This window comes from Caloranaerobacter ferrireducens, assembly GCF_001730685.1.
GTDB lineage: Bacteria > Bacillota > Clostridia > Tissierellales > Thermohalobacteraceae > Caloranaerobacter > Caloranaerobacter ferrireducens.
In genome coordinates, this window is record NZ_MDJR01000001.1 from 131,012 (window position 1) to 150,490 (window position 19,479).

Annotated in this window: 22 protein-coding genes; 20 read left to right on the forward strand and 2 right to left on the reverse strand. The window is 31.9% G+C overall.

The window, feature by feature from the left end; genetic code table 11:
• Window positions 1–10 precede the first annotated feature (10 nt).
• From BFN48_RS00635 to BFN48_RS00645, 4 genes are all read left to right on the forward strand, one after another.
• On the forward strand, window positions 11–1,027 hold the full coding sequence (locus BFN48_RS00635; protein WP_069648951.1) for an aldo/keto reductase: 1,017 nt from the start codon (window positions 11–13) through the stop codon (window positions 1,025–1,027).
• Window positions 1,028–1,149: 122 nt separating this feature from the next.
• Window positions 1,150–2,517, forward strand: coding sequence for a 23S rRNA (uracil(1939)-C(5))-methyltransferase RlmD (gene rlmD, locus BFN48_RS00640; RefSeq protein WP_069648952.1), 1,368 nt, complete (start codon window positions 1,150–1,152; stop codon window positions 2,515–2,517).
• Between the two features lie 741 nt (window positions 2,518–3,258).
• Window positions 3,259–3,423, forward strand: coding sequence for a hypothetical protein (locus BFN48_RS12290; protein ID WP_176718781.1), 165 nt, complete (start codon window positions 3,259–3,261; stop codon window positions 3,421–3,423).
• A gap of 135 nt (window positions 3,424–3,558) precedes the next feature.
• Window positions 3,559–4,692, forward strand: coding sequence for a DNA cytosine methyltransferase (locus BFN48_RS00645; RefSeq protein WP_069648953.1), 1,134 nt, complete (start codon window positions 3,559–3,561; stop codon window positions 4,690–4,692).
• Between the two features lie 56 nt (window positions 4,693–4,748).
• Here the strand turns inward: BFN48_RS00645 and BFN48_RS00650 are convergent, their stop codons facing one another.
• Complete coding sequence (locus BFN48_RS00650; RefSeq protein ID WP_069648954.1) at window positions 4,749–5,759, reverse strand: hypothetical protein; 1,011 nt, start codon at window positions 5,757–5,759, stop codon at window positions 4,749–4,751.
• A gap of 244 nt (window positions 5,760–6,003) precedes the next feature.
• On the opposite strand from BFN48_RS00650, the gene BFN48_RS00655 reads away from it, so the two are divergent.
• Entirely contained in the window at window positions 6,004–6,189 is a 186-nt protein-coding gene (locus BFN48_RS00655; RefSeq protein WP_176718782.1) for a hypothetical protein, read from the forward strand.
• Window positions 6,190–6,834: 645 nt separating this feature from the next.
• Here the strand turns inward: BFN48_RS00655 and BFN48_RS00665 are convergent.
• Window positions 6,835–8,013 (reverse strand): CGNR zinc finger domain-containing protein, encoded by a 1,179-nt coding sequence (locus BFN48_RS00665; protein WP_069648957.1) that lies wholly within the window; start codon window positions 8,011–8,013, stop codon window positions 6,835–6,837.
• Window positions 8,014–8,354: 341 nt separating this feature from the next.
• Here BFN48_RS00665 and BFN48_RS12295 point away from each other — a divergent pair, with 341 nt between their 5' ends.
• The 15 genes from BFN48_RS12295 (at window position 8,355) to BFN48_RS12305 (ending at window position 19,401) form a co-directional block, all read left to right on the forward strand.
• Window positions 8,355–8,510: a hypothetical protein gene (locus BFN48_RS12295; protein WP_176718783.1), complete on the forward strand. Its 156-nt coding sequence runs from the start codon at window positions 8,355–8,357 to the stop codon at window positions 8,508–8,510.
• A gap of 219 nt (window positions 8,511–8,729) precedes the next feature.
• Window positions 8,730–9,131: an RNA polymerase sigma factor gene (locus BFN48_RS00670; protein WP_069648958.1), complete on the forward strand. Its 402-nt coding sequence runs from the start codon at window positions 8,730–8,732 to the stop codon at window positions 9,129–9,131.
• A 90-nt stretch (window positions 9,132–9,221) separates the two neighbouring features.
• On the forward strand, window positions 9,222–9,383 hold the full coding sequence (locus tag BFN48_RS12300; protein WP_176718784.1) for a hypothetical protein: 162 nt from the start codon (window positions 9,222–9,224) through the stop codon (window positions 9,381–9,383).
• Between the two features lie 2 nt (window positions 9,384–9,385).
• Window positions 9,386–9,601 carry a helix-turn-helix domain-containing protein gene (locus BFN48_RS00675; protein ID WP_069648959.1) on the forward strand — a complete coding sequence of 72 codons (216 nt, stop codon included), beginning with the start codon at window positions 9,386–9,388 and terminating at the stop codon, window positions 9,599–9,601.
• Window positions 9,598–9,981, forward strand: coding sequence for an rRNA biogenesis protein rrp5 (locus BFN48_RS12530; protein ID WP_207644677.1), 384 nt, complete (start codon window positions 9,598–9,600; stop codon window positions 9,979–9,981). Before BFN48_RS00675 ends, BFN48_RS12530 begins: the two co-directional genes overlap by 4 nt.
• The gene (locus BFN48_RS00685; protein WP_069648961.1) at window positions 9,981–11,132 is read left to right on the forward strand and encodes a DUF2800 domain-containing protein; all 1,152 of its coding nucleotides are present in this window, start codon (window positions 9,981–9,983) and stop codon (window positions 11,130–11,132) included. The genes BFN48_RS12530 and BFN48_RS00685 overlap by 1 nt, the downstream gene beginning before the upstream one ends.
• Before the next feature lie 21 nt (window positions 11,133–11,153).
• Window positions 11,154–11,693, forward strand: a complete 540-nt coding sequence (locus BFN48_RS00690; RefSeq protein ID WP_069648962.1) for a DUF2815 family protein — start codon at window positions 11,154–11,156, stop codon at window positions 11,691–11,693.
• Window positions 11,694–11,698: 5 nt separating this feature from the next.
• Complete coding sequence (locus tag BFN48_RS00695; RefSeq protein ID WP_069648963.1) at window positions 11,699–13,648, forward strand: DNA polymerase; 1,950 nt, start codon at window positions 11,699–11,701, stop codon at window positions 13,646–13,648.
• A gap of 125 nt (window positions 13,649–13,773) precedes the next feature.
• Entirely contained in the window at window positions 13,774–14,130 is a 357-nt protein-coding gene (locus BFN48_RS00700) for a DUF7768 domain-containing protein (protein WP_069648964.1), read from the forward strand.
• Window positions 14,111–16,519, forward strand: a complete 2,409-nt coding sequence (locus BFN48_RS00705) for a virulence-associated E family protein (protein ID WP_083238716.1) — start codon at window positions 14,111–14,113, stop codon at window positions 16,517–16,519. The genes BFN48_RS00700 and BFN48_RS00705 overlap by 20 nt, the downstream gene beginning before the upstream one ends.
• 312 nt (window positions 16,520–16,831) lie before the next feature.
• Complete coding sequence (locus BFN48_RS00710; protein WP_069648965.1) at window positions 16,832–17,110, forward strand: PDDEXK family nuclease; 279 nt, start codon at window positions 16,832–16,834, stop codon at window positions 17,108–17,110.
• Window positions 17,107–18,468: an SNF2-related protein gene (locus tag BFN48_RS00715; RefSeq protein ID WP_069648966.1), complete on the forward strand. Its 1,362-nt coding sequence runs from the start codon at window positions 17,107–17,109 to the stop codon at window positions 18,466–18,468. Before BFN48_RS00710 ends, BFN48_RS00715 begins: the two co-directional genes overlap by 4 nt.
• A 12-nt stretch (window positions 18,469–18,480) precedes the next feature.
• Entirely contained in the window at window positions 18,481–18,699 is a 219-nt protein-coding gene (locus BFN48_RS00720; protein WP_069648967.1) for a hypothetical protein, read from the forward strand.
• Window positions 18,696–19,127 (forward strand): DUF1492 domain-containing protein, encoded by a 432-nt coding sequence (locus tag BFN48_RS00725; RefSeq protein ID WP_069648968.1) that lies wholly within the window; start codon window positions 18,696–18,698, stop codon window positions 19,125–19,127. Before BFN48_RS00720 ends, BFN48_RS00725 begins: the two co-directional genes overlap by 4 nt.
• A gap of 106 nt (window positions 19,128–19,233) precedes the next feature.
• On the forward strand, window positions 19,234–19,401 hold the full coding sequence (locus BFN48_RS12305) for a hypothetical protein (protein WP_176718785.1): 168 nt from the start codon (window positions 19,234–19,236) through the stop codon (window positions 19,399–19,401).
• Window positions 19,402–19,479: the final 78 nt, after the last annotated feature.

The window sequence follows — 19,479 nt, forward strand, 5'->3', positions numbered from 1 at the left end:
GGGGTTTAATATGCACAAAAGAAGGCTTGGAAAAACTAATTTCGAGGTTTCTGTAATAGGTTTTGGAGGTATTCCAATTCAAAAAGTAAGCAAGGAAGAAGCCATAGATTTAATTATGGTTGCAAATAAACAAGGGATAAACTTTATAGATACTGCTCGAGGATATGGAAAAAGTGAAGAGTTAATAGGTTACGGTATTGAAAAATGCGGAAGAGATAAATTTATAATAGCGACTAAATCACCAGTTAGAGATTATGAAGGAATGAAAAAAGAAATAGAAACTAGTTTGAAGTTATTGAGAACTGATTGTATTGATTTATATCAATTACATTTGGTTAGAACAGAAGAGCAATATAAAATGGTTATGAGTGAAAATGGAGCATTAAGAGCTTTAAAAGAAGCAAAGTCTAAGGGACTTATAAAAGAAATAGGAATTACAAGCCATGATGTTCATATATTAGAAAAAGCTATAGAAACTGGAGAGTTTGCTACTATTCAGTTTCCATATAGTCCAGTTGAAAGACAAGGTGAAAAATTATTTGAAAGAGCCAAAAAGCTAGATATAGGAGTAATTATTATGAAACCTGTAGCTGGTGGGGCAATAAGAAATGTTAGTCTTTCATTAAGGTTTATAATAGAAAATCCTAATATTTCAGTAGTAATTCCAGGAATGGACAAAATAAAGCAGGTTATTGAAAATAGTAGTGTAGGAAAAGATGTAAGACCTTTAACAGATGAAGAAAGAGCAGTTATAATGAAGGAGGCCGAAGAACTAGGTAGTGAATTTTGTAGAAGATGCGGATATTGTGCTCCATGTCCTCAGGGGATAGATATACCTACTCAATTTGTATTAGAAGGTTATTATTTAAGATATGACTTAAAAGACTGGGCTAAAGAAAGATATCAAAAATTACAGTATAAAGCTAGTGATTGTATTGAATGTGGACAATGTGAACCTAGATGTCCTTATGATTTACCAATAAGACAAATGCTTAAACGTGTATCAAGAAACTTTAGTGATGATTAGAAAAATAAAATTTTGTTAATAATATATAGATAGTTTGGTATAATAGGGGCATACTGATTCTAATTTATCGGCACACCATAGGTGTGTCTTCTTTTTGATTATATTTGGGAAGGAGTTAAGGAATGAGCGTAATTAAATTAAATGAAATATATGAAGCAAAAATAGAAGATATTAATCATAAAGGTCAAGGAGTAGCTAAGATAGAAGGGTTTACTGTATTTATAGATGGAGGATTACCAGGAGATAAATGTAAGGTTAAGTTAGTAAATATAAAGAAAAATTATGGAGTTGGAGAGATTGTAAGTATAGTAGAACCTTCAACAAAAAGAGTTATACCTAAATGTAAACTTAGTTATGCTTGTGGAGGTTGTCAAATACAAGGGCTTGATTATCAAGAACAATTAAAAATAAAAACTAATAAGGTGAAAAATGATATTAAAAAGATTGGACATTTAGAAGATGTTACAATACATGATACTTTGGGGATGGATAACCCTTATAGATATAGAAATAAAGCCCAATTCCCTGTAGGAAGAAAAAATAAAAAAATAACAATAGGTTTTTATAAAAGAGGAAGTCATGAAATTGTTGATACGAGTTCATGTATTATACAACATGAAGTGAATGACAAGGTAATAGAGTTAATTAGAGCATATATGAAAACATATAACATAAAGCCTTACGATGAAAAAACAGGAAAGGGTTTAATTAGACATATACTTACAAAAACTGCATTTAAAACAGGAGATGTAATGGTTGTAATTATTACAAATGGCGAAAAACTACCATATAAAGATAAATTAATTGAAATTCTCAAAAGTAATATAACAAATTTAAAAAGTGTAATACAGAATATAAATACTAAAAAGACTAATGTTATTTTAGGGGATAAAACTAAAGTATTATTTGGTAGTGAAAAAATTATAGACTATATAGGAAATTTAAAATTCAATATATCAGCAAAATCATTCTTTCAGGTAAATCCTATGCAGACAGAAGTGCTTTATAATAAGGCTTTAGAGTATGCAGAACTTGAAGGAGATGAAATAGTATTTGATTTATACTGTGGTATAGGAACAATTTCTCTATTTTTAGCCCAAAAAGCAAAAAAAGTATATGGAATTGAGGTTGTAAAGGAAGCTATAGTTGATGCTAAGGAAAATGCTAGGATAAATGGTATTGAAAATGTTGAGTTTTATGAAGGTATAGCAGAAGAAATATTTCCAAAACTATATAATCAGGGCATAAGAGCAGATGTAGTTGTAGTTGATCCTCCTAGAAAAGGGTGTGACAAGGAAGTATTAGATACAATAGTTAAAATGTCACCGAAAAGAGTCGTGTATGTATCATGCAATCCATCTACGTTAGCAAGAGATCTAAAATATTTAGATGAAAAAGGATACAAAACTATTGAAATACAGCCAGTAGACATGTTTCCACATACAACTCACGTGGAGTCAGTAGTATTGATTAAAAGAAAACACAGTTAGAAAGTAAGTTCCCGCAAACAATTGCGGGGCTTTTTTGTTTGTTTTGCTATGTTTGCATAGACGATGGGAGAAAACAATAATCTTGTAATTTAATTATTATGATTTAAGAAACATTTTATTAATATTTAAAAAAAGTTGTTATGTTATAAGGATGAGAAACGAAAATATTAAGTTTATAAAATGATTAATGATATTTAAGAAATTTACAAAGCTAAAGTATAAATCTCTGGGAGATATCTATATGTAATAGATTATTATGCAAGTATAGTAAGATTGAATGAAGCAATAAAAATATAAGAAAGAAAGTAAAAAGATTAAATAATTGATGAAGTAAGTATAAAATATCTTGAGTAAGTTTTTATAGGTGTTATTCAGAGTGATAATTGAGCAAATTTAAATATAGTATGTTACTTATAGGTACTGTAAATAAAGGATCTCATAAGTAAATATAGTTGTCAATTTTACGTGTAGCTAATGAAGGGATAAATATTATTTGCAATTAGGATGGAGTTATTGTAAACTAATATGTGAGCATTTTCAAAGTTTGCACTATTTAATTATTGAAAAATTATAATTGCATTTTATATGTGGTTAGATGACAACTAATAGTTACTATATGATTATTATATTTGAGAAAGATTTCTAGATAGATATAAAAGATCGCTTCGAAGTTATAGTTTTTTCAGATAGAAATAAGAAATCAGTATAGATTTTAGAAATGAAGATAAGATAGTTTTTTATATGACTAAGGAATCTGTATTTGGAGTTATAGTTGGAATTGACTGTGGTGAATATTTTTATAATGATGTAAAAATTTGGAGTGATGAATGTGATTTATGGTTACATAAGATGTCATGTGAACTAATATGTTATGAAGATAGTATAGATAAAACAGTTTATTATTAAAGATATTTAGGATAACTTGGAAATTATAAAAACAAAACATAAGTGGAGTACTTAAGTTCAAAGGAACTCTAGAAGATTAAGTGAGCATGATTTTCTAGTTATTGAAAGAACATTAAAAAGGAGGTGTTATGAAATATGAAAATAATATCGTTATTTTCTGGAGCGGGTGGTATGGATTTAGGTTTTTTATTAGCTGGCCATAAAATAGTATGGGCAAATGATTTTGATAAATATGCTATAGAAACATATAAGCATAATATTACAAGATTCCATCCACATGAGGTTGTTTTTGGAGATATAGAAGAAATACTAAATATATCAATCGATGAAATTGATAAATTAATTCCAGATGGAGATGTAGTTATAGGTGGATTTCCATGTCAAGGCTTTTCTATTGCAAATATAAATAGAAGCATGGAAGACAGTAGAAATCACTTATATCTTCAAATATTAAAGGTTATTGAAGCTAAAAAACCTAAATTTGTACTGTTGGAAAATGTCAAAGGATTGGAAAATATGGAAAAAGGAAGAGTTCTTGAAATGATTTTAAATGATATTGAAGAAGCCGGGGTAAAAAATGGTGGACCTGGTTATGAAGTGAGATACAATGTTTTTAATGCTTTAGATTTTGGAGTTCCCCAGAATCGTGAACGTGTGATTATACTGGCTGTAAGGAAGGATTGTTTAGATTATTACAATATACCTGAATCGATTACAAATTTAACAAATCTGAGGAAAACACTTTATATTAAGCCAACACATAGTTCGTATAGTAAGATTATTGATAATAAACCAGCTCATGTAAAGGTAGAAGAATTATATACACTGTGGAAAAAAGGAGAACTAGATTTCCAACTAAATTATTTTGAGAGTGAAATTATTTATTCTTATTTAGATATTAAGAGTGCAATAGGAGATTTACCTAAAGATTTTGATCCTACATATTTTATTAGTAATCATGTTGGAACGAAATGTAAAGTGTTAGATAAAAATGATCCTAAAAGCAATCGTGTAGGTAATAGACCAACTGATTGGAATAAATATGCTCCAACAATTATGGGAAGAGGGAGTGGTACTGGTGGTCCATTAATTATTCCACATCCAGATCATAAAAGAAGAATGTCTGTCAGAGAGGTAGCACGCATACAATCGTTTCCAGACTCTTTTATTTTTAAAGGGAGTAATTCTGCAGCGTATAGACAAATTGGTAATGCAGTACCTGTACTAATGGCTTACCATATAGCTAAAATCATTCCACTTGACATATAGGTATAGTAACATACCTATATGTCATGATAAAACTAACTTTACTTATTATATGAAAATTACTTAGTTATATGAGTATTAATATAATTTTCTATTTGCTTACTTAAATCGTTTAAAAAGTTTTTTAGTTCTTTATTATTAAAGCTATTTTCTAAGTTAATAGAAATTTCGTAATATGGCAGTTTATTATTATCCATTACAGTAAGCATATCTTTCCATCTAATTCTAAGATTATTATTCTCCCATCTATAAAAAATTTTTTCGAAGCTTGGTTCAGAGTATTCATATGCGTATATTAATGATTTAACAAATGATGAATTAGGAATTAGGAAAAAATCAATTCTATAATGAGATTTTAAAATTATATATACATCTTCTTCATACACATATTCTAAAAACAGTTTAAGTCTATTTAAAAAATCATTTTGTTTAGATTTATTTTTTATTGGGTCAAAGATATTTTTTCTTAATTGTTTTCCTGATCCAAGCCCACCTTTTCTATCGCTTAATTGGATTATTTCTTCATCAGATAGAATACCTTTTAATAAAGCTCGATACGAAAAGCTACCAATATTAAGCTCATTATTAAAGCTATTATCTAAAACTTCATTATTTGATCCAATAATAGGCCCTTTTAATGTTTTAAGCGATATAGAATAATTTCCTAAAATCAAATCAGCCTTTTCACGTTTATTTCCTGATAAATCAGATGAGATTTTCCAATCTTCATTCTTACATAGCGAATCTAAAGCCATAATTTGAGGTGTACTTTTAGGGTTTGATCTAGTTTTTTTATCACTTGGAGTTTGTGCAAACAGAGCTGAGAAAATATCTTCAAATATACGTGGAGTAGTATTGCGATCTCTGATTTCTTTGTTTGATACAAATGAAAATAAAATATTTGCTATTAAGGCACCTTCAAATTCATTTTTGTCAATACTTTCTTTTAGGGTTTGCAAAAAGGTAAACATTTCTTCAATATTACGAGGATAATCAATTAATCCAGCACGTTCTAAAAGTGTTTTGCCTATAATATTAACCTTTGATAATAGAATTTTGTCTAGCAACATAACATCACATCACCTCTTTTCAACTTTTATTAAAACTTTTAAATAATAGATATGAAGTTTGACTAAAAAATAAATATCCATAAAAATCCATTTTATTATATCATAATAAATAATAAAAATCTATAGCACTATGTAAGTGTAGTTATTTTATGATAATGTCATTTTAAGATTTTAAAAATATTACTTTAATGACAAATATATAAATATGAGAAACGAGGCGCGTTATCAAATGGATCAAAAACAATTGAATAGATACAAAGTTATTCCTATGACTATAGAAGGTAAGTTGACCAATAAAGAAGTGGTCGAAGTTCTAAATTTAAGTAAAAGGCAGATTATTAGATTGAAAAAAGGAGTAAAGGAGGAAGGAGCATCATTTCTAATTTATAAAAATACTATATCTAGTGTAATAGAGAGATTAAATAGATAAATTTTTAATGGGATAGACAATAACTATGTATATGACTTTACATATTTTAAAATGAATTTCTTCATCAATAGTTATTGTTTCATCAATGGTACTTTTATCAAATTTATTAAAATTAGAAAAAGTATTATTTTCACATTATACTTTTGTATATTTCCAATTTGGCAGAATCTGTTCCAAATTAAAATTATGTAGATTTGCCGCAGATTTTATAGAATCTTGCATTTTCTGGGTTTTTATGTTTCCATTCCTATTCTTGTATATAATCATTCCATTTTCCTTAACAGTAGTTAAACAGCATTGTGCCACAAATACGACAGTAGATAGCTTCAGAACTAAATTCCTCATTTTGACATCTGGGGCATTTAACAACTCTTAAGTTTTATCCATTGAATATCTATCTTTATAATACACCTTATAATCATCTCTTTATATTGTACTTGGAATCACTTTAAAGACATAATTAGTATTATCTTTTTTAATAAGCTTTTCATAATATATATTTTCTGCTTTCAGCCAGCTAGAAAGAAGATTGTATGAGTAGAATATAGAGTACAGACAATTTTGCTCAACAGTTCTCTGATTTAAGCAAAAATACTTCATAGGTAGATACATGTATGGAATGTTTTTTTGGGATGTAAAAAAGGACTATACCTTATTGGTATGTCCTTTTTTAAAATTTCGTCTTGCACGTGCTTTACGCTGGCTTACAGCATTTGCGCATTTGATACTACAGTATTTTTTTCTCGTGTTTGAATGGAGAACAGAGTAATAGTTAGAACAAGTAGGATTAGCACACTTCTTAATAATCTCAAAATTTGGATTTAAAAAGAAAACTGAAAAGTAAATTGAGCTAATCAAGTCAGGTATACTCCAGGAACCTAACAAAGCGTCGGAATTATAACTTGGAATTATCTTACTTGTATTATGGTCAAGTTCTGTCTTGATTACACATTTTGCAACTTTTTTTATTATATCTACATGTTCAGCGTTAATAGAAAGAGTTGATTTTTTCTTTAACTTTGGAAGAATTACGCCATTTTCTGAATCTATAGACTCAATTTCTGAAATTGATAATACATAATCTAAAAGAGAGAATTGATTTAATATGTCGCTTGGTAAAGACTCGCGGAATACATAGTGATAAGTCCTATCATATTCTTGTTCATCAAAAAAAGTTTTAGATACAACTTTAGAATCAGATTGCATAGAAGTATAAGCTTCAGGATTATAATCAATGTCTAAAGGTATGGAAGTTAGAATGTTTAAGCTTTTTAAAATATCTTGTAGTTCATAAGATGTAGACTTATAAATTACAACTGATGTTTCTCTGGTATCAGAGTTAGTTATAGATATAGTAAGTGGACCAGTAAGAAGAAAATATAATATATTCTTTATTAAAACATTAAATGATGGAGTTTCTTTTTGCAATTCCATAATTAATTCAACTAAAAACTTGACTCGCCTAATTACTAAAAATAAATCAGTGCAAGAATATAAGACGTATTCTTTGGTTGAATTTTGAAATATAAATCCATTTTCTTCGAAAAATCTTATCAACTTTTTTTCATTACCATATGGAATTGATATAAAATCCATAAGAATGTTATGTTTTTCGGCAAAATCTGTTTTTCTATAAAGACCTTGCTTAAAGTGAAATTCAATTTGCTTTTCAGCAGAATTTTTTACTCGTATATTTTTATATTGATTTCCATTCCTGTCATGAACAGTGTCTAGTAAAACATTACAAGAAGGATTTGTAAAACTAAAGCTGCTATTTATAACGGGTAGTCCATAATTTATATTATTTTTATCGTTATTTGTCATTCATTCCACCTACCTAATTTATTGTATATCATTGATTATATCATAAAAAGAATTTTTATAAAAAAATAATAACATACAATATAATACATTTAGCATATATACTTTGAAAGTAATATAAAAAGTAATAAATAAACAATATACACTATCAAAGTCATATAAAATTATGGATTTTAATATTACTTAATTATTATTACAATATAGTTAAGGATGAATTATTTAAGTTAAATGAAAACTAATATTCTTCAAATACATTTATTTTAATAGTAAAGAAAACTGTATTTTAGTTAGTATAAATATTTACATAAAAGCTTATAAAACAAGGTATTAAAGGAGGATGTCATATGGCAACAAAAGTAAAATGTCCAGTATGTCCAAATAAAAGACTATTGGATATGGTATCAGCTGAACAAGCTGAACTAATAATAAAATGTCCAAGGTGTAAGAACATTATCAATTTGTCTTTTGAAAACAATAAAATAAAAGCAAAAGCAGTGTAATTCATACCGAGCAACGGAGTCTGAAATAAGAGCTACCAAATAGCCGGATGATCGCTAAGTAATTAGCGGTTGTCCGGCTATTTTTTTGTGCTTATTTTTCTGAATTTGTTTAATTCACAAGTTTTTAAGACCTTAGTTCAGTTCCATTACAATTCTTTCTTTTTCTCAGAACAAATCATTAATCACCCAAAAATCAAATTTCAAAGGAGAGATGTAAATATGAAAATCACATATGAATTTATTACAGGTGAAATTGTTGAAGTTGATGTAGAACAAAACTTTTCAGAAGTTATTGTTGAAATTGAAAGAGTCGAATATAACAGTAATCGTAGAGAAACTCGCAGACATAATTCTTTAAATGCAATGCAGGAGCAGGGCATTCAATTGGCAGATACCAGTGCTGATGTTGAATCAGAAGTTGAATTAATAGAAAGAAATGATGCTCTTTATAATGCAATTTCTAAGCTTCAGCTACAGCAGCGAGAATTGATTAAGAAAGTTTACATAGAAGAAAAGCCAATCAAAGAAATTGCAGCTGAAGAAGTTGTAAGTTCACCGGCTATAAGTAGGCGATTAAACAGAATTTATGAGCAACTGAAAAAACATTTAGAAAAAATTTAATTTAGGGAGTTAATTTTTGCTTTTCTGGTGACTTATATATGAAGGGGTTATTACTACTCTTCTAAAAAAGGCACTGGGAGGTGAACAAATATGCAAACAATTAGAATAACAATTAAAAGCCCTGAGACTTCAGAAATTAATATTAAGGAAATTATTTCAGAAGATGAAGAGAAAGAAGCAAAAAGCATCAAAGATAATTTGACAGAAATATTTAATAAGTTAGAGAGAAATACATCTAGATGTGAGGTTTAAAAATGCAGGTAAATATTGAATATGTTAATTCATTTATTAGCAGAAAAGACATTAGTCAAAATGAACTAGCAAGGCAAATGAATCTCTCTAAAGGGACACTGAGTAATGTTCTGTTAGGAAGAAGAGGAGTAGGAAGAAAGTTTATAGCATCTTTTCTTCGAGTATTTCCTGAGGCAGAGATAGAAAAATTAGTGATTAACAGTAAAGCAATTAAATGAAAGAGGTGAAGAATTTGAATATTAAAGTTGATGTAAACATAACAGCTCCTGAATTAACAGCATCGATTAATAATTTTACTAAGATGTTAAATGATGTTTTAAATTTAAAAGCCGGGAGCGGTTTTACATATGATACAGAGCAGACTGAAGTACAGAAAATAGAACAAGTTAATGCAACAACTAAAAGCAAGAAAATATTACAGAAGAAAGAAGAAAAGCGGATTACTTTAGAAGAAGTAAGAGCAAAGTTAGTTTCACTTTCTCAAAATGGCAAACAGGCTGAAGTAAAGGCACTTATTCAGAAATTTGGTGGGACAAAACTAAGCGACATTCCAAAAGAAAAGTACCCAGAGCTTCTTGAAAAAGTGGAGGTGCTCTAATGGGTGAACATGCATTACTCTCTGCTTCAGGAGCTTATAGATGGCTTAAATGTCCTCCATCTGTCCGACTTGAGGAATTGGTAGAGGAAGAATCTAATGAATATGCAAAGGAAGGAAGTTTTGCTCATACATTGGCCGAATTAAAGCTTTCATACTACCTAGGGAATTTGAATGAAGCACAATACAATAGGCAGCTTAAAGCAATGAAAAAGGACAATTACTACACAGCTGAGATGGAGCAGTTTATTGAAACCTATACAACCTTAGCTATTGAAAAAATCAATGAAGCAAAAGTACGAACGAAGGATCCTATCATTATGATTGAGATGCGGCTTGATTACTCTCCTTGGGTACCTGAGGGTTTTGGTACTGGAGATTTGGTGCTGGTAACTGATGAGATCTTGGAGATAGTGGATTTGAAATACGGAAAAGGGATTAAGGTATCTGCTATAGGCAATCCACAAATGAGACTTTATGCTTTAGGAGCTTTAAACCAATATAGCTGTCTATATGATATTCAAAAAGTAAAAGCCACTATTTGCCAGCCAAGGCTTGATAACATTTCAACAGAAGAAATAGAAGTAAATGACCTTCTAAAGTGGGCAGAAGAGGTTGTAAAACCAAAAGCAAAACTCGCCTGGAATGGAGAAGGTGAATTTGCAGCAGGAGAACACTGTGTCTTTTGCAAAGTAAAAGCTACCTGCAGAGCGAGGGCTAACGAAAATTTAAAATTAGCTTGTATGGATTTTAGAGAGCCACCTCTTTTAACAGATGAAGAAATAGTGGAAGTCTTAAAACAAATAAGAGAGCTTCAAAAATGGGCATTGGATGTAGATAGCTATGCCTTAGCTGCAGCTATAAATGATGGGAAAAAGTGGCCAGGTATGAAGCTTGTAGAAGGCAAAAGAAGCAGAAAATATACATCAGAAGAAGACGTGGCCCAGAAGTTATTAGATGCAGGGTATTCAGAAGATATGATTTATTCGAAATCACTTCTTAGTCTTACTAAGCTTGAAAAGAAAATAGGCAAAAAGGAATTTGAAAAGATTATAGGAGACCTAATAGAAATTTCCTCTGGAAAATTAAAGCTAGTACCTGAAGATGATAAAAGACCAGAGGTGAAAAGCACTGCTGAAATAGATTTCAAATAAAAGAAAGGAGAAATGAAAATTATGAAAAATCAAAGTACAAAAGTAATTACAGGGAAAGTTCGTTTTAGTTATGTAAATGTATGGGAGCCTAAAAGCGTTAATGGTAGCGACCCTAAATATTCAGTGAGCCTAATAATTCCAAAGTCAGATAAAGAAACCATTAGAAAAATTAAAGCAGCTATTGAAGCAGCCAAGAAGGAAGGACTATCCAAGCTTGGAGGTAGAATACCAGCTAATTTAAAAACCCCTCTTCGTGACGGAGATTTAGATAGACCAGATGATGAAGCATATAGAAATAGCTATTTTGTAAATGCCAATAGTACTACTAAACCTGGAATAGTAGATAAAAATGTTCAGCCAATACTCGACCAAACAGAGTTTTATTCAGGATGTTATGGTAGAGCCTCTATCGTATTTTATGCCTATAATGCCAACGGAAATAAGGGAATTGCCTGCGGCCTTCAAAACCTTCAAAAGCTAGAAGATGGAGAGCCGTTAGGCGGCAAATCAAGACCTGAAGATGATTTTGGCCTATTTGAAGATGAGGACATTTTAGGGTAGTAATTATGAGAACTTTAGCAATAGATATTGAAACATTCAGTAGTGTGGACCTCACCAGGTGTGGGGTCTACAAATATACTGAATCACCAGACTTTGAAATACTGTTATTTAGCTATGCCTTTGATGATGAAGAGGTAACAGTAATTGATTTAGCCCAAGGTGAAAAAGTACCAGATGAAGTAATGATGGCTCTAACAGACTCAGCAATAATTAAAACAGCTTTTAATGCTAACTTTGAAAGAACATGTCTAGCAAAGTATTTTAATATACCTATGCCACCTAATCAGTGGCGTTGTAGTGCAGTTCATGCACTAACATTAGGCCTTCCTGGAAGTCTTGAAGGAGTTGCTAAATGCCTAAATTTATCTCAGCAGAAAATGAAGGAAGGAAAGGCACTTATAAGATATTTTTCAGTTCCTTGTAAACCCACAAAAGCAAATGGAGAAAGAACTAGAAACTTTCCTAAGCATGACATAGAAAAGTGGCAGAACTTCAAAGATTACTGCAAACGGGATGTAGAAGTTGAAAGGGTTATACGTAAAAAGTTAGAAAGTTATCCCATGATAGAAAAGGAACTTAGGCTTTGGCAGCTGGACCAGAAAATTAACGATACTGGTGTTAGAGTAGATAAGGTGTTAGTGGATAATGCAATTAAATGTGATAGAGCTTATCAAGATAAACTCCTAAAGGAAGCCATTCATTTAACAGGACTTGAAAACCCTAACAGTCCAGCTCAGTTAAAAGAATGGCTTGAAAAGGAAGGGATAAAGATAGAAAGTCTTTCTAAAGAAAAGGTTGTAGAGCTACTAGAACAAACTAAAAATCCTAAGATTAAAAGAGTATTAGAGCTTAGACAGGATATGTCAAAGACTTCTGTTAAAAAGTATGAGGCTATGGACAGATCCATGTGTAGTGATGAAAGAATAAGAGGCCTCCTGCAGTTTTATGGAGCTAATAGGACTGGAAGATGGGCAGGTAGATTAGTACAAATTCACAACCTCCCGAGAAATAACATGAAGGATTTAAGTCTTGCCAGGCAGCTTCTTAAGGACGGAGATTATGGAACTTTAGAACTTCTATTTGATAGTGTACCTGATTTACTATCTCAACTCATTAGAACAGCTTTCATACCATCTGAAAATTCACGATTTATAGTTGCAGATTTTTCAGCAATTGAAGCGAGAGTTATTGCATGGCTTGCAGGGGAGAAGTGGAGAATGGATGTATTCAATTCCCATGGCAAGATTTATGAAGCGTCAGCTTCTCAGATGTTTAAAGTACCAATAGAAAGTATTACTAAAGGAAGTTCTTTAAGGCAGAAAGGGAAAATAGCAGAACTCGCCCTTGGATATGGTGGAAGTAAAGGAGCACTCATAGCTATGGGAGCTTTAAATATGGGACTGACAGAAGAAGAACTATCAGAGCTTGTTTCAGCTTGGAGAAAGTCCAATCCAAACATTGTAAAGTTGTGGTGGGATTTAGAGATGGCTGCGATAAAGTCAGTGAAGGAAAAATCAGTGGTAACTATGCAGTATGGACTTAAGTTTTATTACAAAAATGGAATGCTGTTTATAAGACTTCCTTCAGGAAGAAACCTTGCCTATGTTAGACCGAGGATTGAAATTGATGAAAGATTTAATAAAGAAATGCTTACTTATGAAGGTATAGAACAGGGAACTAAAAAGAGGAGAAGGCTTTCTACCTATGGAGGGAAGCTTGTGGAGAATATTACTCAAGCCATTGCAAGGGACTGTTTGGCTGAAGCTATGCTTGGGCTTGATGAAGCAGGATATAACATAGTATTTCACGTCCATGATGAAGTAGTTTTAGATGTTCCTAATGGCATTGGTTCATTAGAAGAAGTAAAAGAAATAATGGGCAGATTTATTGATTGGGCACCAGGATTACCTTTAAAGGCAGATGGATTTGAAACTGAATTTTATAAAAAAGATTAATGATTCAAGAAACTTATTAATTTTTGTTTGTTTGAGTGTCTAAGAACCTTTGAGCGTGTAGGACAAACTAATGAATATATATACAAAAACTATGCATAACCCTTGAAAAGAGAGGTGTTTTACTTATGAGAAAAAGACCGTTTATTTATGTTTGTTCTCCCTTAAGGGGAGATATTGAAGGTAATATTGGGAAAGCAATAAGGTACTGTAGATTTGTTTATACAAAAGGTAGCATTCCTTTAGCACCCCATGTTATTTTTACCACCTTTCTTGATAACAATATCCCTGAAGAAAGAAAAGTAGGTATTGAGATGGGACTAGATTTACTTTTGAAGTGTAATGAGCTTTGGGCCTTTGGTAAAAGAATATCCGAGGAAATGGCAGAAAAAATAAAGATGGCTGAAGCACTAGGACTTAAAATAAAAAGATTTAATGAAAGATGTGAGCCCTTGGAGGTGGTAGATGGTGAGTTTAAATCTTAAGGAAGCTAAGTCATTAAAGCATGATGGAATTATAACCATTGCCACAGGGAGAAGTAGAAAAGAACTAAATTGGAAGAATCGAGAGATGCTTTGGTCAGATTTAGTTAAAAGGCTGAGTAATACTATTAGAACTTCTGAAACCTATGAAGAATATAAAAAGCTTTCAAAGGCTAAACGGGGTGAAATAAAAGATGTAGGTGGCTTTGTTGGTGGAACTTTAAAGGGTGGTAGAAGAAAAGCAGATGCAGTAGTATGGAGACAGATTGTTACTCTTGATGCTGATTATGTTAAAGGGGATTTATGGGCTGGAGTAGAGACAATACTTGGTTATGGAGCAGTGATGTATTCTACCCACAGCCACAGCTCATTAAGCCCAAGATTAAGGCTAGTTATTCCTTTAAAAAGAGCAGTAACACCAGATGAATATCAGGCAGTAGCAAGACGTATTGCTGAAGATTTAGGGATAGATTTCTTTGACGATACAACGTATGAGCCCCACAGGCTAATGTACTGGCCTTCCACTTCATCTGATGGACAATTTGTTTTTAAAGTATTAGACGAAGAATGGATAGATCCTGATGAAGTTTTAAAAAGATATCCTGACTGGCGAGATTCATCTTATTGGCCTGAATCTTCAAGAACAAAGCTTCAGAGAAAAAGACAGGCAGAGAAGCAGGGAAATCCTCTTGAAAAGAATGGTCTTGTAGGTGCCTTTTGCAGAACATATTCAGTATACGAAGCAATAGAAAAGTTTTTAAGTGATATATACTCACCATGTAATGACCCTAACAGATATACTTACATACCTGGTACATCCTCGGGAGGACTTGTGGTATATGAAAACGGACTTTTTGCTTACTCTCACCACGGCAGTGACCCTATAAGTGGTAAGCTTTGTAATGCTTTTGATCTTGTTAGGCTTCATAAGTTCGGTGATTTAGATGAAAATGCAAAGGAAGGAACACCTGTAGTAAGACTTCCTTCATATAAGGCTATGCAGGAGATGATAGTAAAAGATGTACAGGTAAAAAAACAGATAGCCAGTGAAAGAATTATGCAGGCTGGTGAAGATTTTCAAAATGAAGAAGAATGGCAGACAGGCCTCGAGATTAATAACAAAGGTGAACTAAAAAACACTCTTACAAACATGATACTGATACTAAGACATGATCCTGCATTAAATGGAATTTTTTATAACGAGTTTACAGGAGGTATTGATGTTAAAGGGCAGGTGCCGTGGAAACGTCTAAAAGCTGGTTGGAATAAAACAGATGAAGCTTCTCTTGCAGGATATATCGATGAAAAATATAAACTTTATTCTCCTGGAAGACTTAAAGAAGCAGCACTTAAGGTGACAGTTGAAAGGTCTAGGCATCCAGTTAAAGATTATCTTTATAGTTTACCTAAGTGGGATGGTGTAAAAAGAGTAGACGAGCTTTTGATTAAATATCTAGGAGCAGAGGATAACGAATATACAAGATTAGTTATGAGAAAAACCTTAGTAGCGGCAGTAGCAAGGGTGATGAAACCAGGGATTAAATTTGATACAGTTCTTGTATTAAATGGTCCTCAGGGAGTAGGGAAAAGTACTCTTTTTGCTAAGCTGGGAGGAAAATTTTTCAGTGATTCATTAGCAATCTCAGATATGAGGGATAAGACAGCTGCAGAAAAGCTTCAGGGCTACTGGATTATAGAGGTAGGAGAGCTTGCTGGTATTCGTAAAGTAGATGAAGAAACTTTAAAATCATTTTTATCAAGGCAGGATGATAAGTATAGAGCTAGTTATGGGTATACTGTAGAGGATCATCCAAGGCAGTGCATCATTGTAGGAACTACCAATCAAGAAGCTGGATTTTTAAGGGATATAACCGGAGGTCGTCGCTTTTGGCCTGTTAAGACTCCGGGCAGTAAGGGAGAGAAGCCTTGGGATATAAAGGCTGAAGAAGTAAAACAGATATGGGCTGAAGCTTTTGACTTATACAATAAAGGTGAGTCTTTGATTCTACCCGATAGTCTTATTAAAGAAGCAGAAAAGGCTCAGATTGATGCCCTTGAAAGTGATGAAAGAGAAGGGTTAGTTAGAGAATATTTAGAAAAACTTCTTCCTTCTAACTGGGATGATATGGACATTTATGAAAGAAGAAGTTTTATAAGAGGAGATGAATTTAGCAAAGAAACAGTAGGTACTGTAAGAAGAGATAAGGTATGTGCTATGGAAGTTTGGTGTGAACTTTTTGAAAAAGAGCCGAGCAGCATGAGAAAAATAGATTCCTATGAGATAAATGCAATCCTTCGAAAGATTGAAGGTTGGGAGAAATATACAGGGACTAAAAATGGAATGATGACAATACCTATTTATGGGAAACAAAGAGTTTATATAAGGAAATAGAAGGAACAAGAGAACAAGAATTAAATCTTGTTCCGGCATCTTGTTCCACTCTCACATATTGATTATTACTATATTTATTAAGTATATGGAACAAGAGAACAAGATTACTATATATAAATAAATAAAATAAAGAATATATAGATATAATTATACTCTATAAATTCTATAATTAAGAATACTCTATAAGAAAATCTTGTTTCTTGTTCCGTTAAAAGTTTTTAAAATATCATCAAACTAGCTTAATACAAGGGATTGAAGGACTTTTATTTAAAAGAACAAGGTTAAAATCTTGTTCCAAAATAGGTGATAGAAATGAGAGAGAAAGAAATAGAATCCAGATTAAAGCGGGAAGTAGAAAGAAAAGGTGGACTAGCTCTTAAATTTACCTCGCCAGGAATAGCAGGAGTGCCAGATAGATTAGTTCTTTTTCCTGGAGGTAGGACCTTTTTTGTAGAAATAAAATCTCCAGGTAAAAAACTAAGGCCACTTCAAGTAAAAAGAAAAAAACAGCTTGAAGCATTAGGATTTAAAGTTTATGTTATAGATTCATTAGAAGCAGTAGAAGAATTTATCCAGGAGGTGGTTAAGTGAAATACATACCTTATCCATACCAGGAATATGCAACAAAGTGGATTATAGATAAAGAAAAAGCAGGCCTTTTGATGGAGATGGGTCTCGGGAAAACGGTATGTACTCTAACTGCCATTAATGAACTTTTATACGATTACTTTGATGTTGTAAGAGTATTGGTTATTGCACCTCTTCGAGTGGCCCAGAGTACATGGGACGAAGAAGCGGCTAAATGGGACCATCTTAAACACTTAAAAATATCAAAGGTGCTAGGGACAGAAAAAGAAAGGATTGATGCTCTTAACACAAAAGCTGATATCTATATTATCAATCGAGAGAACGTAAAGTGGTTAGTGGATTTATATAAAACAAATTGGCCCTTTGATATGGTTGTTATAGATGAGCTTTCTAGTTTTAAATCCCATAAAGCTAAAAGGTTTAAAGCATTAAGAAAAGTAAGGCCACTTATAAAAAGAATTGTAGGCCTAACTGGTACTCCTGCACCAAATGGGCTAATTGATTTGTGGCCTCAGATATATCTTTTAGATGGTGGAGAAAGACTTGGAAAAACCATAACAGGATTTAGAGAGAAATACTTTCTGCCAGATAAAAGAAATAGAGAAATTATATTTTCCTACAAACCCAAAGATGGTGCTAAGGAAGCAATATATAAAAAACTATCGGATATATGTGTCAGTATGAAAGCTAAAGATTACTTAGACCTTCCAGAAAGACTTGATAATATCATAACTGTTCATCTGGATGATAAAGCAAAAGGACAATATAGGAAGTTAGAAAAAGATCTACTTCTACCTCTAAAAGATGCTGATATAGTAGCAAATACTGCTGCAGTTCTTACAAATAAACTTCTTCAACTATCAAACGGAGCTGTTTATGATGAAAACAAAGATGTAAAAGAAATTCATGATGCAAAACTTAAAGCACTTGAGGATGTAATAGAAGCAGCTAGCGGAAAACCGGTACTTGTATTTTATTCCTATAAGCATGACCTTAAGAGAATCAAAGATCATTTAAAAAATAAGATATTGAGAGAACTCAAATCAGCTAAAGATATTGAGGACTGGAATAAAGGAAATATAGAAGTGCTTTTAGCCCATCCAGCTTCAGCGGGACATGGATTAAACCTTCAAACTGGAGGTAATATTATCGTTTGGTTTGGATTAACCTTTAGCCTTGAGCTGTACAGCCAAGCTAATGCAAGGCTTCATAGGCAAGGTCAAAAAGAAACAGTAATTATTCATCATTTAATAGCCAATGACACCATAGACGAAGATGTGATGAAAGTACTTAAAGATAAAGAAGCTACGCAAGAAGCACTTCTTAAGGCTGTAAAGGCAAGAATAAATAGAGTTGTTTAGGAGGAAATAGCAATGAATGAGAAAGATTGTTTTGCTTATAAAAACAAAAAATGCAGCATTTTAAAATCTAAAAAATGCGAAGGTACTCAGTGTGGATTTTATAAAACCCATAAGCAATATCAGTTAGGACAAAAAAAGGCACTAGAGAGAATTCTTTCTTTAGGTGAGGAAAAAATGAAATATATTGATGAGACCTATTACGGCGGGAAGATGGGAGTGATGCAGCCATGAAAGCTAAAGAATATTTATCACAGGTCTATAAAATCAATCAAAGAATAGACAGCAAGCTTGAACAGTTAGAAGTACTAAAGAGTTTAGCTATGAAGGTGAATACCTGTTATACCCATACGAAAGTTTCTGGTGGAAACAATGAAAAGAGCCGCATGGAAAATACCATTGTAAAAATTATTGATTTAAGCCACGAAATAAATGATGAGATAGATAGGTTTATAGATCTTAAAGTAGAGATTATGGAAACTATTCATAAAGTAGAAGATGTAAATTGCCAACTGTTACTGGAAAAAAGGTATATTAACGGAAAGTCGTGGGATGAAATCTCAAAGGAGTTGAATTACAGTATAAGAGGAGTATTTAAAATTCACAGTAAAGCTCTAAAAGAAATTGATAAAATTTTAAAAGAGTGCAGTAAAGTGCAGTGAAGTGCAGTTGAGAATTTGCTATAATATAAAGTGAAAAGATATAAAAAATACTTAAGATATGGCCCTAGGAGACTAAGGGCTTTTATTTTTTAGGAGTTGAAAAGAAATGAAAAAGATTTGTAAATATAAAAATTGCCGAAATGAAGCTACCACAGACAGCAATTACTGTAAATATCATTTGAGAATGGTTGAAATAGAAAATAAAGGGCCACAATGGTTAAATGAATTGATTGAAAAAATGGCAAAGGAAAGATGTGTAGATAGGAGATACTAAAAATGAGAAAATGCAAAAAATGTTTATGGGGAACATGGCTTACACGAAATAAAGTGTATTGCATGTTCCCTGTTTGTT

Bases quoted from the DNA above. Each gene is read 5' to 3' on its own strand.
- BFN48_RS00685 (WP_069648961.1), top strand. From the start codon at position 9,981: ATGGGTGAACATGCATTACTCTCTGCTTCAGGAGCTTATAGATGGCTT.
- BFN48_RS00650 (WP_069648954.1), bottom strand. From the start codon at position 5,759: ATGTTGCTAGACAAAATTCTATTATCAAAGGTTAATATTATAGGCAAA.
- BFN48_RS12300 (WP_176718784.1), top strand. From the start codon at position 9,222: ATGCAAACAATTAGAATAACAATTAAAAGCCCTGAGACTTCAGAAATT.
- BFN48_RS00645 (WP_069648953.1), top strand. From the start codon at position 3,559: ATGAAAATAATATCGTTATTTTCTGGAGCGGGTGGTATGGATTTAGGT.
- BFN48_RS12530 (WP_207644677.1), top strand. From the start codon at position 9,598: ATGAAAGAGGTGAAGAATTTGAATATTAAAGTTGATGTAAACATAACA.
- BFN48_RS00675 (WP_069648959.1), top strand. From the start codon at position 9,386: ATGCAGGTAAATATTGAATATGTTAATTCATTTATTAGCAGAAAAGAC.
- BFN48_RS00725 (WP_069648968.1), top strand. From the start codon at position 18,696: ATGAAAGCTAAAGAATATTTATCACAGGTCTATAAAATCAATCAAAGA.
- BFN48_RS12305 (WP_176718785.1), top strand. From the start codon at position 19,234: ATGAAAAAGATTTGTAAATATAAAAATTGCCGAAATGAAGCTACCACA.
- BFN48_RS12290 (WP_176718781.1), top strand. From the start codon at position 3,259: ATGACTAAGGAATCTGTATTTGGAGTTATAGTTGGAATTGACTGTGGT.
- BFN48_RS12295 (WP_176718783.1), top strand. From the start codon at position 8,355: ATGGCAACAAAAGTAAAATGTCCAGTATGTCCAAATAAAAGACTATTG.
- BFN48_RS00720 (WP_069648967.1), top strand. From the start codon at position 18,481: ATGAATGAGAAAGATTGTTTTGCTTATAAAAACAAAAAATGCAGCATT.
- BFN48_RS00705 (WP_083238716.1), top strand. From the start codon at position 14,111: ATGGTGAGTTTAAATCTTAAGGAAGCTAAGTCATTAAAGCATGATGGA.
- BFN48_RS00690 (WP_069648962.1), top strand. From the start codon at position 11,154: ATGAAAAATCAAAGTACAAAAGTAATTACAGGGAAAGTTCGTTTTAGT.
- BFN48_RS00700 (WP_069648964.1), top strand. From the start codon at position 13,774: ATGAGAAAAAGACCGTTTATTTATGTTTGTTCTCCCTTAAGGGGAGAT.
- rlmD (WP_069648952.1), top strand. From the start codon at position 1,150: ATGAGCGTAATTAAATTAAATGAAATATATGAAGCAAAAATAGAAGAT.
- BFN48_RS00670 (WP_069648958.1), top strand. From the start codon at position 8,730: ATGAAAATCACATATGAATTTATTACAGGTGAAATTGTTGAAGTTGAT.
- BFN48_RS00635 (WP_069648951.1), top strand. From the start codon at position 11: ATGCACAAAAGAAGGCTTGGAAAAACTAATTTCGAGGTTTCTGTAATA.
- BFN48_RS00710 (WP_069648965.1), top strand. From the start codon at position 16,832: ATGAGAGAGAAAGAAATAGAATCCAGATTAAAGCGGGAAGTAGAAAGA.
- BFN48_RS00695 (WP_069648963.1), top strand. From the start codon at position 11,699: ATGAGAACTTTAGCAATAGATATTGAAACATTCAGTAGTGTGGACCTC.
- BFN48_RS00665 (WP_069648957.1), bottom strand. From the start codon at position 8,013: ATGACAAATAACGATAAAAATAATATAAATTATGGACTACCCGTTATA.